The 15,922-nt window shown below is 60.7% G+C and carries 10 protein-coding genes and 1 riboswitch; of the genes, 4 read left to right on the top strand and 6 right to left on the bottom strand.

All coding sequences use genetic code 11. The features are described 5' to 3' along the window. Positions 1-25 precede the first annotated feature (25 nt). From V0R60_RS00340 to V0R60_RS00325, 4 genes are all read right to left on the bottom strand, one after another. Positions 26-691 (bottom strand): SCO family protein, encoded by a 666-nt coding sequence (locus V0R60_RS00340; protein WP_375547253.1) that lies wholly within the window; start codon positions 689-691, stop codon positions 26-28. After that, a complete protein-coding gene (locus V0R60_RS00335) occupies positions 688-2,673 on the bottom strand; it encodes a cytochrome D1 domain-containing protein (RefSeq protein WP_330078709.1) in 1,986 nt (661 codons plus the stop codon). Before V0R60_RS00335 ends, V0R60_RS00340 begins: the two co-directional genes overlap by 4 nt. A gap of 18 nt (positions 2,674-2,691) precedes the next feature. Continuing rightward, positions 2,692-8,562 (bottom strand): manganese-oxidizing multicopper oxidase MnxG, encoded by a 5,871-nt coding sequence (mnxG, locus tag V0R60_RS00330; RefSeq protein WP_330078710.1) that lies wholly within the window; start codon positions 8,560-8,562, stop codon positions 2,692-2,694. 150 nt (positions 8,563-8,712) lie between these two features. Then, positions 8,713-9,318 (bottom strand): lytic transglycosylase domain-containing protein, encoded by a 606-nt coding sequence (locus V0R60_RS00325; protein ID WP_136476548.1) that lies wholly within the window; start codon positions 9,316-9,318, stop codon positions 8,713-8,715. A gap of 176 nt (positions 9,319-9,494) precedes the next feature. Here V0R60_RS00325 and gspG point away from each other — a divergent pair, with 176 nt between their 5' ends. The 4 genes from gspG to V0R60_RS00305 all read left to right on the top strand — a co-directional run bounded on the left by gspG (position 9,495) and on the right by V0R60_RS00305 (position 12,628). After that, positions 9,495-9,917: a type II secretion system major pseudopilin GspG gene (gene gspG / locus V0R60_RS00320; RefSeq protein WP_136476550.1), complete on the top strand. Its 423-nt coding sequence runs from the start codon at positions 9,495-9,497 to the stop codon at positions 9,915-9,917. A 15-nt stretch (positions 9,918-9,932) separates the two neighbouring features. After that, positions 9,933-11,120 carry a type II secretion system F family protein gene (locus V0R60_RS00315; RefSeq protein ID WP_330078711.1) on the top strand — a complete coding sequence of 396 codons (1,188 nt, stop codon included), beginning with the start codon at positions 9,933-9,935 and terminating at the stop codon, positions 11,118-11,120. Between the two features lie 38 nt (positions 11,121-11,158). Next, a riboswitch (TPP riboswitch) is annotated at positions 11,159-11,273 on the top strand. 44 nt (positions 11,274-11,317) lie between these two features. Continuing rightward, positions 11,318-11,965, top strand: a complete 648-nt coding sequence (locus V0R60_RS00310; protein ID WP_136476554.1) for a TenA family protein — start codon at positions 11,318-11,320, stop codon at positions 11,963-11,965. Between the two features lie 3 nt (positions 11,966-11,968). Continuing rightward, the gene (locus V0R60_RS00305; protein ID WP_136476557.1) at positions 11,969-12,628 is read left to right on the top strand and encodes a TenA family protein; all 660 of its coding nucleotides are present in this window, start codon (positions 11,969-11,971) and stop codon (positions 12,626-12,628) included. Between the two features lie 362 nt (positions 12,629-12,990). Here V0R60_RS00305 and V0R60_RS00300 read toward each other — a convergent pair whose 3' ends face one another. Next, a complete protein-coding gene (locus tag V0R60_RS00300; RefSeq protein WP_136476559.1) occupies positions 12,991-14,418 on the bottom strand; it encodes a sigma-54-dependent transcriptional regulator in 1,428 nt (475 codons plus the stop codon). Then, positions 14,387-15,883: a sensor histidine kinase gene (locus V0R60_RS00295; protein WP_330078712.1), complete on the bottom strand. Its 1,497-nt coding sequence runs from the start codon at positions 15,881-15,883 to the stop codon at positions 14,387-14,389. The genes V0R60_RS00300 and V0R60_RS00295 overlap by 32 nt, the downstream gene beginning before the upstream one ends. Positions 15,884-15,922: the final 39 nt, after the last annotated feature.

Genomic DNA, 15,922 nt, shown 5'->3' with positions numbered 1-15,922 from the left:
GTGGTTTTACCAGCACTGGCAGGGCTCATGGTTGCACCTCCTGGGCAATGGCGGTGTGTTTGGCATGTATACGCCGAGCGCTGAGACGATCAACTTCGTTGACCAGCAGCGCAGGGTCGGTGAAGCCATAGAACCGAGTCCACTTGCCGGTGCGACCGTCACCGACCAGGATCAACGGCGGGTGCTCGGCAAGGTTGGCACTGAAGCTGCCCAATCCCTTGAGCGTCTCGTTGACGGCATAGGGCGAGCCCGTCAGCCAGCTCCACCCTGGCCCAACCTGAAAAGTCTTGGCGTAGTCTTGCAAGCGTTTGGAGTCATCGCGTTGGGGGTCGACACTGATCGACACCAACTGCACTTCTTCACCCACCCTGCCGCCCAATTGCTTTTGCACCTTGCCCATGATCGACGACACCACCGGGCACACCGTGGTGCAACTGGTGTAGATAAAGCCCATGACCACCAGGCGGTCGGCAACCAGGTCCTTCTCCAGACGCACCGGCATGCCGTTCTGGTCGAGCAACTGCACATCGGCAAAACGTACCGAGGTTTTTTCCTGGTGGGCCTCGGGTGCGGTATGGCCGCTGTGATCATTGGCGCCGCCATGGTCGACGCCTCCATGAGCCTGGGCGAAGCCACAACTGGCGGCCAACAGGCAGAGACTGAACAGTCTGCAGCGATCAAGCATTTTCATCGCACACTCCTTGAATCCGAGTCGGACGCTTGTTGAGCCGCGGCGGGCAGCACCCGCAGGCTGGTGTAGTTTTTCTCGGCAAAGGCACTGCCCAGGGAGGGCGCCTGTACGTGCAAGTACCAGGCCCCGGCTTCGGCCAGTTCCAGAGGTGCCTCATAGACCCCATCGCCGACCTCATGCACGTGGCTGTCGCGGGCCATGGAAGAAGGCGCCAGGAAGTAGCGCACGCTCAGATCCTTGATGCCATTGCGCGGGGTGCCGTTGCCTTCGACGATACGAAAGCGCGCAGTGAACGGGCTGCCCTGCACCACCGCCACAGGGTCGAGCATGAACTCGATCTGCGGTGTCTGGCGGTGCGGCGCGGTGGATGAAGCCGCCACCTCGGTACTGAAGCAGTGGATGATCTGCGGCTGGTTGAGCAGGAACGCCACATCGAAGGTGCCGGAAGCAGGCAGCTTGACGGTGGAGCTGTACACCCCGGGGGCAACCTCACGCAGGCTGCGGTCGATTACCAGGGCTGCGCGGGCGTTATGACCGCGATTGGAGTAGCCGGACATCGGTGCGTTCATGCCTTCGGCGTAGAAGTAGGTGGTGTTGTCCACCGGGTTGACCACGAACACCGAGTTCTCGTCGCGCGCCGTGGTCAGGCCCTGGGCCAGCGGCAAGTCACCCGCCTGGCGCGGCGCAGCAGTACCAGCCTCGAAGCCCTGGATGATCGGCTGACGACCCTCACCAAGACTGCTCAGGTTGATCATGGTGACCTTTGCCGAGGCCAGGCCACGGATGTACGCATAGGCCTTGGTGAAGTTCAGTTGGTACGGTTCTGCCGATACCGGCAAGCGGTGAATCAGTTGGTCGGTACTGGCGTCGATCACCAGCGCCTCGCTCTCCAGTGTGTTAAGGACAATGCCGAAGCGCCCGTCACTGCTGAAGCGCATCGGGCCCAGGCCCTGCTTGCCCTCGATGCGGTGGCGCAGTTGATGACTGCGGGCATCGATAACGCTGATACTGCCGTCGCGCCCATCAGCGACATAGACCGCCTGGGACAGCGCCGAATACGCCACCGACAGCGGGTGTGAGCCGACCTTGAGAGTTTTCACCAAGCGCATTTCGCTGGCATCGATCACGCTCAGGGTGCCGCTGTCGCGGTTGCTGACAAAGGCGTAGCGTGAATCGGCGCTGAACGCGATTTCATGATGGCCGGCGCCAGTGGCAAAGAACTTCATGTTCTTGCGGCTCGGCACATCGATCACGGTGACACCGCTGTGCTGCGGGTCGCTGGCGTTGTTACCGACCCAGAGCAGGCGCTGGTCCGGCTGCAGCGCAACCCGCAAGGGCTGCTTGCCCGCATCGATATTACCCACGCGCTTGAAGGTCTCGGTGTCGATCAAGGCGATTTCGTCGCGCTCGGGGATAGACACAAACACCTGTTTGTCGTTGCTGCTGGCCGCCCAGTCCATGGGGATACCAGGCAACTCGATACGTGCCAGCGTGCTGGTGACCCCGCCAACGGAAACCGACGGGTCAATTACGGTCAGGCTTGCATCCTTGTTGAGCATCAGCAGGAAATAGCTGTTGAGATCCAGCAAGGGTCGAGCGCCGATACTGCTTTTGAGAAACAACGCCACCCTGGCCTTGCAGCTCTTGCTGCGGTCCTTGGCGGCATCGCCGGTCAGCGCCGGGTCGAGCCAGGCGCCGGGCGACACGCCCGACAATGGCTGGCCGCTGTTCTGGTCGGTGACTTTGAAGCGCACATTGGCAAAGCCGCCTTCGATGAGCTTCCCGCCCTTGTCCAATGGCCGCGCCTCGAACTCGACGGTGACGCCGTCGCGACTAAGACGGTGCAGCGCCTGAGGATCCGGGGCGTTCTCGGCCAACTCGCTACGCGGGTCGCACCACAGGCTTTCGTAGCTGATACCCAGGCCAATCAGGGTCAAGCCCGCCATCAGTCCCAGGTACAACGGTCGATTTTTCTTGTTCATGACCTCTCCCCCTTCCCTTTACTGCGCTGGCGCTGTAGTCGGTGGCGCTTCTTCGGTTACCCGCAAAATCCCCCACAGCCCGGACGAGTTGCCATAGGCAGCGTAGTCGCGGAACAGATAGTCACCGGGCACCGCGTTGCTGCCCCCGGCGCTGGGCACCATGAAGCTGAAGTGCGCCGCTGGCAGCACGCTTTCCTGGGCACCGATGTACATGGCCTGCGGGTTGTAACCGAAACGCACCGAGCCAATCCCCGGCAAGCTCAACGGATAGCCGCCGACATCGGATTTCTCCGCCTGGAAGTTATGCAGCGGCCACAGGTGCCCGTCCAACTGGAAGGTCGTGCCGCGGCTGCCGCCGGTCGGCATCAATACATGGGTGCGCAAGGCCTGCCCAGGCTTGGCCCAGAGCACGGGGGTTTTGGGATCGCCGCCAACCAGAGCGTTGCTGTAGGCCATGTGTGCGTTAGGAACATCCGCCCAACCATTGCCATCGGCATGCCCGAACGGCGCATTCGGGGCCAGGCCGAAGCGGTACCACAATGGTTCGGTCTTGTAGTTGATGGCCATGTTCGAGTTGTCCTGCGGATCGGTTGGCACACCGTTGCCTTCTGCCGCGATGCCTTCCACCGGCCGCCCGCTGGCCCAGCGGGTATTGAGGGCTTTCTGGAACACCAGGGTGAAATCGCGGTAGGGGTTCAGGCCCGGCACCTGGACGGTGGCCGAAGCGCGGCTGGCAGCATCCTCTGTCCAGGTCGCCGTCTGTGGCAGGATGCTCATCGCCCCGACCAGACCTTTCTGCGGCTGCTTGATCACATCCGCAGGCGTCAGGTTCAAGCCACCGAACTCGATTGCAGTGGTGTTGATGTTGTCGACCGAACGTCCGGTTTGCGATACCGGTTTGCCTTCACGCTCCAGGTGTCCGGCGTAGTACTGATAGACCTTGCTCGGATAGGCACCACTGCTACCGGTGCGCGGCGGCACGGTCTGCACCGGGTTGAGGCCGACGTTGACACCATCGGACTTGGTGATGTCGTAGGCCAGCAATTGCGCATGCAGCCCGACATGGCTGGATGGACGCATCAGGTTGTTGTTGAAGGTGGTGGAGCCCTCACTGTCATTGCGGTTGCGTTTGACCATGCCGTGCATTACAGCGGTATTGGCCAGGTCCGGCATGACCGTTGGCAGGCGGTTCTCCAGCGTCACGTTGAGGCAGTCACCAGCGGCGGCGCGCAGCACCAGCGGTTCGATCGGCACACCGGGCTTGAGCTTGCCGGTGATCGGGTCGAGGTCGCTTTTGCGCACATAGAGCACGGCAGTCGGGTCGTGCAGCGGACCGCTCTGACCGCCAATGGTGAAGGTCTCGCCATCTTCAGGGTCGGTTACTGTCACTTGCGCAATACTGACCGGCCGCGAGTTGTACACCAGCGTGCCGCCGTTGGCCTTGAGCGGTCCGCCGACGTGTTGGCCGACGCCAGCAGCATCGGTGATGCTCAGGTTCAGCGGATTGCCGAGGATATCGTTGGCCAACGCCGCGACAATCTCGTAGTTGCGCTTGACGGTTGCCCGGGTGCCAATGCCGTTGGGGTTGGCGGTGAAGCGTGGGCAGATACCGTCGAATGCCACGGTATTGCGCGCCGCCATCGGTTGCGGGTTGTTGGGCAGGGCAAACAGATCGCTGCGGCTGTTGGTGTAGTTACGCATGACGCCCCACAAGCCGTTCCAGTAGCCTTCCAACGAGGCGTCCAGGGAATACAGGTAGTCGCCGTTGGGTGACGAGGAACTGGAGATCATCGACACCGGCGCCATGAAGCCCAGTTGTTCGGAAATACCCACCATCTGCGAGGCTTTCCACCCCGAGTTGGAGCTGTTACCGAACCCCGAGCCGTTCTGCAGCCATTTGACGCCATGCAGGGTTACGTTGTGTTCCTCTTCGTGGCCACCGGCGTGCATGCGCAGGCGCACATTGTCGCCAGAGTAGGTACGCAGCATGGGGGTGAACGGATCGCCCGGTTCGCTGCCGCCCTTGTTGACATGCGGTGGGAACAGCGTGGTGCCGCCGGTTGGGCCCACGGCATAGGTGACCGCCGAGGGTGCCAGGTTGAGTGCCGGAATTACCCGATCAGTGCGGCTTTGCATGGCATAGGCCAGGTCGCCCGCCAGGCCGTCGGCCTGCATCCCGCGCTTGCCGTCCGGTGCCACTTTGTAGGGGTCGAAAACCCGCAGTGCCAATGGCTCGTTACGGTAGTTGACGACGAACATGCCAGGGTCATCGACCGAAATCGCTTGCGGGCATGGACGGCTTGGGCAGTTCGGCATCAAGCCGCCCCGGGCTTCGGTGACCGCTTCAAGTAGACCTTCGGCTTCCTTGCGCACCGGTGGGTTGATGGCGTAGCGGAAACTGTCGGACGTGGCCGGGAATGCCTGGGCATTTGGCACCCCGTCTGGTCCGGCACCTACATATACACCCGCCTCGTAGGCATGCTGGAAGTCACTGTACTCAAGGAAGAACTCGCGGTAGCTGTCGTTGCGACCATCACCGTCCAGGTCACCGGTCTTGACTACAGCCTGCCATGAGGTCGGCCCGCCATCTTCGCGCAGAGCAGGGTTGTACAACAGCTCGCCTGTCTCGGCGTGGTACCAGGTGGAGCCGGCAGGTTCTGCCAGTACGGTGGCGTACAGGCCCAGTTGCTGGTGAGTCGATGGGCCAAGGTGGTCGTGAGTGAAGATGGTGCCCAGGCCACGGTCGACGTTATGAACGTTGACGACCGGGTCGATGAACCAGCGCTGCATGGCGGTGCGGGCGCCCATCCAGTCGGCCCGCCCGTAGCGTCCAAAGTAAGGATGCGCCTTGGCCACCGGGCACTCGGCACTGCCCTCGCGCGGATCGCCGCTGGTGCATTTGTTGTACTCGCGAATGGCTTTAATACGCTCGACCACGGTGCCGGGCGAGAGAATGCCGTCTTCGTAGTTCCAGCCGTTGGCCGAGCCATCGGCGGCAGTCAGGTCCCATTTTGGCAGGTGGATATGCTGGCCGATCACGTCGGTCGGGGTGCGCACCTGATAGTCGTCCATCTCGTAGTAGGAAGGAATCAGGTTGGTGTGCTGGTACATCACGCAGTCGAAGGTATTCATGCGCATGACCAGCGGTTCAGGTGGGCGTTGCTTGTTGATCACCGCCCAGGCGTCTTCCCAGAGGCTGATGATGCGCGCCTGCGGGAAGTGGTAGCCGACTTTGTTGTACACCGCGTCGAACTGGATATTGGCGCCTTTGTAGATACGCGGGCGATCGGCGGTGAAGGTCGAGGAGCCGGTGAAGGTCATGCTGTCCAGGCGCTCACCACTGTTGAACTCGCCATTGCCAGCGGCCAGAGTGAGACGCTTGGCGCGGTCATCCATGCATGGTTCGTAGTAAGGAGCGCCCGCGGTGGGGGCAGCGCCATTGGTGCGGAAATTGCGCGCAACCAGCTGATTGCTTGGCAATACCGCAAAGCTTGGATGCTCCAGTTTTGAATGAAAGCTCATCGCGGCTTGTTCGACGTCTGTGCCCTCTTCGGGCAGGAACACCGCCTTGGCCTTGGTAATCTGCTTGGAGAAATCCAATGCCGTGGTGGTGACCTCTGCCTCACCGCCAGCGGCCATGCCGTCAAGCGCATGGCGCGGCAGCCCGCCATCCCAGCCGCCGACCTGGGCCGGATCAAGGTTGGCCCACAGCGCGTTGCCGGTACTTTTCAGCGCCTGCGCCATGGCCGGATCAAGCATGTCCAGCGGCGGGGTGGGTGGACGCTGGCCCACGGTGCTTTCGATACCGCCAATCCAGAAGGGATAGCCAGGGTTCTTCAGGCTGCCATCGGCGTTGCGGTTCTCGAAGCCACGATCCACCAGGGCGACCGAGCCGATAGCCCGTGGGGCGCTGGAATGCTGTGAGGCGTCGTCATCGCCCTCTTCTTCTTCGTCGTCGTCATCATGCTCGGCGACCAGGGTTTCGGCGAGTTTCGGAATAACTGCCACCTTACCCGGCATCGGTGCCATGGCTTTGCCTGGCAGCGGCACAACAGCAGGGATCGGCGTGCCGGCGATGATTTCGCCGTCTGGCAAGGCGCGTGCCCCAACGGCCGGTTTGCCGTTGCGCAAGGCATAGGGCTCGCTGTGATAGCCGGTTTCGCTTTGTGCGGAAACCTCCAGGCGTGTGCCTTCTTCAAACACATCATGTACCCGCCACATGGTCCACATGCCTTGGGCAAAGTGCGGGTAGAAGTGGCAATGGTAGATCGCATCGCCGGCCACGCGGTTGCGGTTACCGGAGCCGCCGTTGGCAATTTCATAGGTATAGCCGGCACCGGGGCCGATACCCTGGGCATCGACATAATCGGAATTGTCGTCGTTGGGGTTGAACAGCCACTGATGCCCGTGCAGGTGGAAAATGTGCTGTTCGTGGCCGTTGTGCGTGTTGCGGAATTTGACGAAGTCGCCGATGTAGCTGTGGTTGACGTTGGAAGGCTCGGCCGGGTACAGCGCCATGGTGGCCTTGACCCCAACCTGTTCGGCGCCAGGTTTTTCCCCTGGGCGAATGCTTTCCAGGCCTACGTTGGCCGGAACGTCCACCAGCATCGCCACATCGCCCACGGTGTGCGAACTGAGGAAAAACTCTTCGTAGGCACAGGACAGGCAGTCATGCATCGGTCCCACGCCCAGGCGGTTGGCGATGACCTCTGCGCCCATGCCACCGGACCCGTAGTTGATCATGAACGAGTCGCGGGTAGGTTCGAGCACATGCCCCATTACCGGGTCAGCCCAGTAACCAGGAAACGCCTGGGTCACTGCAACTTCATCGGTGAACTGCGAGGCAAAGTCACGGAAAGGCTCCAGGCGGTTGGGCAACGCCGGGTTGCGCTTGCCGATGCTCTCCAGTGGGTAGGTGGACGGCGGGAAGCTGCCGTCGTCATTGGGACCCATGACGATTGCGTCAGAGTCGCTGGAAATAATCTCGTTGCCGTCGACCATGGCGATGATCGGCGAGCCGGCCTTGCCTTCACGGATCCAGGGCTCGACCTGAGGGTAACGGGCCTTGTAATCGACAATCGGCTGGCCGGTCGGCGCCCGGCCAACCGTGCTCAGGCGCATTTCTTCCTCGGTCAATGTATTACGGTAGGTGCGCCCATTTTTGGGGACTACGATCACTTGGCCGAACAAGCCGTTGGCAACGTTGCCTGCGGCACCCTCCCCACCAAACGGGGCACCACGGCTGGAGGCGGCAAATACGCCTTCGCGTTCGGCGTACAAGGTGTAGCTGCGGCTGCTGCCCGGCGCCACCAGAAAGTTGCCGTTGCGCCCGGTGTTGGAGGCGATGTCGCCAATACTGTTGACTGCTTGCAGGCCGTTGACCTGAAAACCGACATGGCGGTCGGTGACCTGATCATCGACCACTTCGTTTTCAGCACCTTCAGGCGCTTCAGCGCCTTCGTCTTCCTCGCCCTCCTCGCCCTCGACTTCGTTCTCTTCTTCGTGATCGATGCCGTGCTTGTTGGGGTTGGCTTGATAAGCCAGCAGGTTCTGCAGATTGACGGTCAGGCAATCACCGGCCGCCACCCGCAGCACAATCGGCCGTGGGCGCTTGTCCGGGCGCAACGTGACCTTGCCCGGCACTGCTGCACCGCCCTGGTCGAGAGTGACTTGGTTTTCATCAACCACATCGCGGCGCAACGCGAAGATCATGCCGTTGGCATTCTGGGCACCGAGGCGGTTGAACATCAGTGGCTGATCGAGCGCCACCACGTTGGCCACCAGGTTGCGCTCACAGCGCACGGCAGCTTCGCTGACTGTCTGCCAACCCATGGTGGCGGCAGTGATCAGCAGTGAAGTCAGGACTGAGCCTTTGATCGGAGTCATCATGGCGTGCCTCTGGTGGTGCAAGTGGACTCTGAAAAGGCTTCAGCAAGCCTCATGCCAGAGTTTTTTGTTGTTTTATTTCAACAACTTGAGCTATTGAATGAATCTCAATTGGGGGTTATTCCCCGGTATTCCCCATTTCGGGGTGCGCGCTTATAGCGGCGCATCCACAGCCAGCCCCTGCAGCCGTCGGTACTGGCGCAGCACTTTTGGCACGTAGCTCTGAGTCTCGGCATAGGGCGGCACTACCCGGCCTCGACGTAGCACCGCATCCGGGCCGGCGTTGTAGGCGGCCACTGCCAGGGTGATGTCGTTATCGAACAGGGTCAGCATGCGTTTGAGATAGCGTGCGCCGCCCTGCAGATTCGAGGCGGGGTCCAACGAATTGGTAACCCCCAGTTCCCGGGCGGTATCGGGCATCAACTGCATCAGGCCGACCGCACCGCTGGCTGAACGGGCGTTAGGGTTGTAGCGAGACTCGGCCTGGATCACCGCATGCAGTAGCGCCGCCGGCACATCGTTGGCTTCAGCCGCCGCCGCTACCAGCTCGGCATAGGGCATACCGGTGATCATCTGCGCCTGGTCGCTGCTGGCCAGGCTAGTTGCCGATTCACTGATGACCCGTTGATAGGTGCGGCCAGGGCGGTGAACGTTGGACAGCACATAGCTGCCGTCAGCCTTGATAGAGATGTACATATCGGCTTGTACCGGGAGCACCCAGGTCAGCCAGACAAAGATTCCTGCAGATAACCAGTACATGGTCCCGCCCTCCCCGTTGCGGCCCCGAAAAGTGGGGCATATGCCCCGATTGCCGAGGCGCAAGGCTACTGACGCAAGCACTGTGCCGCCTTGCCGGCCGCGCAGCGCAAAGGCTTGCAGCAGACGCGCACGGCAATTGCATGAGGCCTTGCAGGCGCACGATGGAGGGCCTTGTCATGAACAAAAAAAAGTACTCGCAACAGGGATTCACCCTGCTCGAACTGCTGGTGGTATTGGTGGTACTGGGGCTGCTCGCGGGCATAGTTGCACCCAAGTACTTCAGTCAATTGGGGCGTTCTGAGGCCAAGGTGGCACGGGCGCAGATCGAAGGCCTGAGCAAAGCGCTGGATCTCTATCGACTGGAAGTGGGGCATTACCCCAATTCCGAGCAAGGCCTGCAGGCGCTGGTCGCTGCCCCCAGCGACGAGACACGCTGGTCAGGCCCCTACCTGCAGAAAAAAGTCCCCCAGGACCCGTGGGGCCGCAACTACATCTATCGCCAACCCGGTGAGAACGGTGAGTACGACCTGCTCTCCATGGGCAAAGACGGACAGCCCGGTGGCGAGGGTGAAAACGCCGAAGTTACCAGTTGGCAGTAAGCGGAGGAGCGACACATGCGCTACGAGCTCAAGGCATTGGGAAAGTCCGGCGTGGTCCTGCTTACACTCGATGCCCAGGACGCCGGGCAAGCCCGCCTGCAGGCTGAGCAACAAGGCCTGCGGGTGGTCAGCGTGCGCAACTGTGAGCGCTTGCGCAAAATACGTTGGCGACGCAAGGAAACCTTCGACCTGGTGTTGTTCAGCCAGGAGCTGACCACCCTGCTCAACGCCGGCCTGCCGTTGATTGATGCCCTGGAAAGCCTGGCAGAAAAAGAATCGGCGTCGCAGGCGCGCAAGACCCTAGGGGAGCTGGTCCGCCTGCTGTATGAAGGCAAGTCCTTTTCCCAGGCGTTGGCTCAATTACCCAGTGTGTTTCCCCCGCTGTACATCGCCCTGGTGCAATCCAGCGAGAAAACCGGGGCCCTTGGCGATGCCCTGGGGCGTTACGTTGCCTACCGCCAGCGCATGGACGAGGTGCGGCAGAAAATCGTCAGCGCCTCGATCTACCCCTTGTTGCTGTTGATCGTTGGCGGTGGCGTGGTGCTGTTTCTGATGGGCTATGTGGTGCCGCGTTTCAGTCTGGTGTTCGAGGGACTGGGCACTGAACTGCCATGGCTGTCACGATGGCTGATGCAGGCCGGTATGTTCCTGCATGCCAACCAGGCGCCTTTGGGTCTGGGTTTTATTGGTGTTCTCGCCAGCCTGCTGGCGCTGCGCCGGGATCCACGGGTACGAAGTTGGCTCAATCGCCAGCTCGAACGCCTGCCGGCCCTGCACCGGCGCCTGGTGATGTATGAACTGGCGCGTTTCTACCGTTCCCTGGGAATCCTCTTGCAAGGCGGCATCCCCATACTCACCGCCATGGAGATGGCGCGTGGTCTGCTTGGCCTTGCTGCCAAACAGCGGCTGGAGCTCGCGTGTGAAAGGGTACGTGAAGGCCTGTCGTTGTCAGCCGCGCTCGAAGCCGGGCAACTGGTCACGCCTGTCTCCCTGCGCTTGCTGAGGGCCGGTGAACAATCCGGCAACCTGGGACAGATGATGGAACGCAGCGCCGACTTCTACGATGAAGAAATCAGCCGCTGGGTCGAATGGTTCGTGCGTCTGTTCGAACCCTTGCTGATGACCTTCATCGGCTTGTTGATCGGCCTGATCGTTATCCTGATGTATATGCCGATTTTCGAATTGGCCTCCAGCATTCATTAGTGACAAACGTGACAATCCTGACTGCTTGCTGTATAGATTCGGCCACCAAGGGGAGCCTGGCAACAGGCTGAGAAACCGCTGGCACCTGCAGCGCGGTGACCCTTCGAACCTGATCCGGATAATGCCGGCGAAGGGATGGGGGATTGCCAACCTGCCTCTCTGCCGGTCTCACTGTCGCCATCTTTGAGGCCAGTACCATGACCGAACGCTTCACCGACACCCTTCGCCGCCAGAGCGAGCCGAGCTGGACGCAATCTGTCGAGCACCGCTTCGTCAACGAACTGCTCGACGGCACCCTCGACGATGCGGTGCTGATCAACTACCTGATCCAGGATCACCGCTTCATCGATGCTTTCCTGACCTTGCTCGGCGCCGCGATTGCCAGTGCCGATACCTTCGAGGCGCGCATTCGCCTGGGACGTTTCACCGGCGTAATTAGCGGCGAAGAGAACACCTACTTCCTGCGCGCGTTCGAGGCCCTCGGGGTGACGCCAACGCAGCGCCAGCAAGCACCCGACGCAGTGCCCACCGCAGGTTTCAAGGCGATCATGCGCGAAGCGGCGGCGACCCGCTCCTATGCCGCCGCCCTGGCCGTGCTCAACGTTGCTGAAGGCCTGTACCTGGACTGGGCATTGCGCGCGCCCAAGCAACTGCCGCCGCGCTTCGAACATGCCGAATGGATAACCTTGCATGACAACCCCGACTTCCAGAGCTTCGTCGCCTTCCTGCGCGCCGAACTGGACCGTGTCGGCCCTGCTCAAGCGCAGATCAGCACCGACTTCTTCCTGCGCGCCGTTGCCCTGGAGCACGCATTCTTCGACGCCGCCTACGACCTCAAGGGATAAACCATGGATATCTTCGACCGCCTGAAACAGGCAGCCGCGGCTGACTGGAACAGCTACGTAGACCACGACTTCGTTCGCCAGATGGGTGCCGGCACCCTGGCGCAGCCAGCGTTTCGCAAATACCTGGTGCAGGACTATCTGTTCCTGATCCAGTTTGCCCGCTCGTGGGCGCTCGCAGCCTACAAAAGCCGTACCCTGAGCGACATACGCGCGGCGCAGGCGGGGCTGGCCGCGATCCTTGATGAAACCGAGCTGCATGTACGTTTATGCGAGCGTTGGGGACTCTCCCCCGAAAACCTGGCGGCTACACCCGAGCATCAAGCGACCGTCGCCTACACCCGCTTCGTGCTGGACTGTGGTGCCGCCGGTGACCTGCTTGACCTGCACGTGGCGTTGGCACCGTGCGTCATCGGCTATGCCGAAATAGGCCGCAACCTGACACCCGAGGGTATCGAAGCCCTGACCGATCACCCTTACCGGGACTGGATTGGCGAATATGCTGGCGCGGGATACCAACATGTCGCCAGCGCAGCGCGCGCCCACCTGGACGACCTTGCCTCAAGAACAATGACAGAACGACGCTTCGAGGACCTGGTCAAAGTATTCGCCCAAGCCTCGCGCCTGGAAGCAGACTTCTGGCAGATGGGCCTAAATGCAGAATAATCCTATAGATCTGGATCTGGATCTGGATCTGGATCTGGATCTGGCTCTTGATCTTGCTCTTGATCCACTCGCCCCGTTAACCAGACGGGCCGAGTGAAGGTGTTGCGAAAGGGCTAGCGCGCAGCGCCTTCGGCCCCAGCCGAAGTTGCGAATCGTAGTGTTGCTTTGCAACGCGTAGATCGCAATGCCCTGTAGCGACACCGTAGCGAGGGCACCCGAAGCGCAGCGTAGGGCCCCTGGTGGGGCAAGCCCTTTGCTTACTTTGGGGCGACTGCCAAAGTAAGGCGCCGTAAGGGCGCAAAGCTGACTCAGCGCCACCAAAGCAAACGGATATGTGCAAAATCAGGTGGCCCCGTACACCCTCACCACTGACGCTTGTCCGGCCGGCTCAGGCCAAGCTTCTCGATACGGTAGCGCAACATATCGCGACTCAGCCCCAAAAGGCGGGCCGATTTCGTCACGTTCCAGTCTGTGCGGTCGAGCATCTTGCGCACCATTTCCCGCTCCACCTCCGGCAAACTGGTTGAAATCGCAGATTCCCCATTGCCATGACTTTCATGAAAAGCCGGGGCCGGCATTTCAAAAGGCTCATCAACCAGACTCATACACACATTGAGCTGGTGCGGAGCAATCTCTTCGGCAGGTGCAAGCAACACTGTCTGCTCAAGCATATTGCGCAACTCCCGCACGTTGCCCGGCCAGCTGTAGTTGAGCAGCACCTCTTCAGCCTCAGGGCTGAAATAAAGATGGGTCTTGCCGTAGCGCTTGCCATGCAAGCTGAGGAAATGCCGGGCCAGCAACAGGATATCTTCACCCCGGGCATACAACCTGGGAACCTTGATCGAAATGATGCGCAGGCGAAAGAACAGGTCACGGCGAAACTTGCCCTGTTGCACCATCTGCTCCAGGTTGCAGTTGGTGGCACTGATAATACGCAGATCGACCTTACGCTCCTTCACCGCACCGATACGGCGAATGGTACGGTCCTCGAGTAGCTTCAACAGCTTGGCCTGCAGCAGCAGGTCCATTTCACCGATCTCATCAAGAAAAAGCGTGCCGCCATCGGCCGCCTCCACCAAGCCGACCCTGCGGTCCTTGGCATCGGTGAACGCGCCCTTCTCATGGCCAAAGAGTTCTGCCTCCAGCAGGTTGGCTGGAATCGACGCACAGTTGAATTCGATGAACGGCCCTTTGCTTCGCGCGCCATCATAATGCAGGGCCCGAGCCACCAGCTCCTTGCCCGTGCCAGTTTCCCCCTCGACCAAGACTGGCGGCAAGTCGCCGCTGGCCATGCGCCGCTCGGCATCGAGCAATTGCGTGAGGGTATGCTTGAGGCTCAGCATGGCCGGCGATTCACCAATCAGTGACTGGCCTCCGGACTTCTGCGCTTCACGCTCCTGGTAGAACGACAGCGTGCGTTCCATGCGCTCGGCCGCGAGCGCCTTGTCGAGCATCAGTTTGAGCTCGGCCAGTACCACCGGTTTGGTCAGGTAGTGAAAAGCGCCCTCTTTCATTGCCAGCACGGCATCTTCGACATTGCCGTAGCCCGTCATCATGATCACTTTGAGTTCCGGCGCACGCACGGCCAGGGCCTTGATCAGCTCATGGCCACTCATGCCCGGCAGCGAATTGTCGGTCAACACCGCATCGGGCTGGCACTGAGCCAATTGCTCCAGAGCCTGCTCGGCGCTATGGCAAACGGTGACCTCAAAACCTTTTCGCTCAAGATAGGTCTGGATGTTTTCTGCGAGGATTTCATCATCCTCCACCACCAGGATGCTGTGCTCCATGATCCCCTCCCGCTGCAACATTGAAAGTCAGGCTTACGCGGGTTCCTTCCTCTTCGCGACTGGTCAGACTGACCGCGCCGCCGAAACGCTCCATTATTCGTTTGACCAACACCAGACCGACGCCAAGGCCGCCTTGCTTGGTGGTGAAAAAAGGCTTGAACACCATCCGTTCCTGCTGCTGGCTCATACCCTTGCCGGTGTCACTCAAGACTAGCTGGATCTTGCCTTCATCAGTCAGTTCACGCACGTGCAGGGTCAGCCGGCCGCCACCGGGCATTGCCTCCAAGGCATTGGAAAAAAGACTGTTGAGAATCTGCGTAAGCAACACCGGCTGGCTAATCACCAGCGCCATTGACGGTGTATCCACCTGAAGCTGCACCTTATTGCGCTCGGTCTGAGAGGCAAAAGCGCTGCAGGTGTCTTCAACTGCCGCGACCAGGTCGACGGCTTCGGCATCGTCCTTCAACGGCTGCAAGGACACCAGTAGCTCACGCACCCAACGCGACATACGGTCGACCTGGCTAATAATGTCACCGATATTCTTTTGCGAATGTTGGCTGGCCACATCCTGCGCCAACTCGGCGCTGGTGCGGATAGTTGCCAGCGGGTTACGCAAGCTGTGCGCCACCGCCGAAGACATTTCGCCGAGGGCGCCGAAGGTTTCACTGGCCACCAGTTTGCTCTGCTGGGCGCGCAGGAGGCTGGCAGCGCGGCGAACGATCCAGAACAGGCCAAAGTAGATCAACGCGCCGCCCAGCAGCGTCGACGTCCAGATCAATACATAGCCGCGCTGGATACGCCGAACCAAATCCTGCGGCTCCTTGTAAACCTCGACCATCGACAGCACCTGCGTACCGCTTTCGTCGAACATTGGAATGTAGTTTTCAATGAACAGGTACTGCGGCTCGCGCAGGAATTTCTGTTCATCGCGGTCTTCGTTGGCCTTGTGGTAGCTGGCCGAGACGGGCACTTGCGAATTGAATGATTCATCGAGGTCATCATCGCCTTCGATCTTGCGTCCAACCAGCTGCGCATTGGTGGACCAGACAATCGTGCGATCAAGGGCATAGACGTTGGTCAGCAAGGTATCGGGCAGATGCTCGACGTGGTCGAGAAATTCGATACGGGTGGAGGCCACCAGGTCAGGACTGATTCCCGGATGCTGGTTGTCCAGGCGCGGATCCAACAACTGCGCCATGGTTGTGCCCGGCGGAATACGCGAATGGCGCACTTCTGCCTTGGCCATGGCCTGGATGAACTGGGCGGTGAGCATGGCATCCCGCTCAACGCTGTCATTGACCACAAAGCGCGTCGAGACATAGCCCAGGCCAACCGCCACGGCAGTGATAATCAATAGGCTGACCACGGAAAACCAGCGCAACAAATTGAAGTCGCGCAAGCTCCGATCAGGTGACGCATGGAACTGCTGGCCCTCATCGGCCTGTTTCTTATTCAGCACCTGCATTGATATTTCCTGGCGGGCTGTTTTTTTTTAAATGTATAG

The sequence above is a fragment of the Pseudomonas auratipiscis genome (assembly GCF_036324085.1).
GTDB classification, from domain to species: domain Bacteria; phylum Pseudomonadota; class Gammaproteobacteria; order Pseudomonadales; family Pseudomonadaceae; genus Aquipseudomonas; species Aquipseudomonas auratipiscis.
This window is presented reverse-complemented; position numbering and strand designations above follow the sequence as displayed.

Coding starts and splice junctions, on each gene's coding strand:
- V0R60_RS00315 (WP_330078711.1), top strand. CDS start 9,933: ATGCGCTACGAGCTCAAGGCATTGGGAAAGTCCGGCGTGGTCCTGCTT.
- V0R60_RS00325 (WP_136476548.1), bottom strand. CDS start 9,318: ATGTACTGGTTATCTGCAGGAATCTTTGTCTGGCTGACCTGGGTGCTC.
- V0R60_RS00310 (WP_136476554.1), top strand. CDS start 11,318: ATGACCGAACGCTTCACCGACACCCTTCGCCGCCAGAGCGAGCCGAGC.
- V0R60_RS00340 (WP_375547253.1), bottom strand. CDS start 691: ATGAAAATGCTTGATCGCTGCAGACTGTTCAGTCTCTGCCTGTTGGCC.
- V0R60_RS00335 (WP_330078709.1), bottom strand. CDS start 2,673: ATGAACAAGAAAAATCGACCGTTGTACCTGGGACTGATGGCGGGCTTG.
- V0R60_RS00300 (WP_136476559.1), bottom strand. CDS start 14,418: ATGGAGCACAGCATCCTGGTGGTGGAGGATGATGAAATCCTCGCAGAA.
- mnxG (WP_330078710.1), bottom strand. CDS start 8,562: ATGATGACTCCGATCAAAGGCTCAGTCCTGACTTCACTGCTGATCACT.
- V0R60_RS00295 (WP_330078712.1), bottom strand. CDS start 15,883: ATGCAGGTGCTGAATAAGAAACAGGCCGATGAGGGCCAGCAGTTCCAT.
- V0R60_RS00305 (WP_136476557.1), top strand. CDS start 11,969: ATGGATATCTTCGACCGCCTGAAACAGGCAGCCGCGGCTGACTGGAAC.
- gspG (WP_136476550.1), top strand. CDS start 9,495: ATGAACAAAAAAAAGTACTCGCAACAGGGATTCACCCTGCTCGAACTG.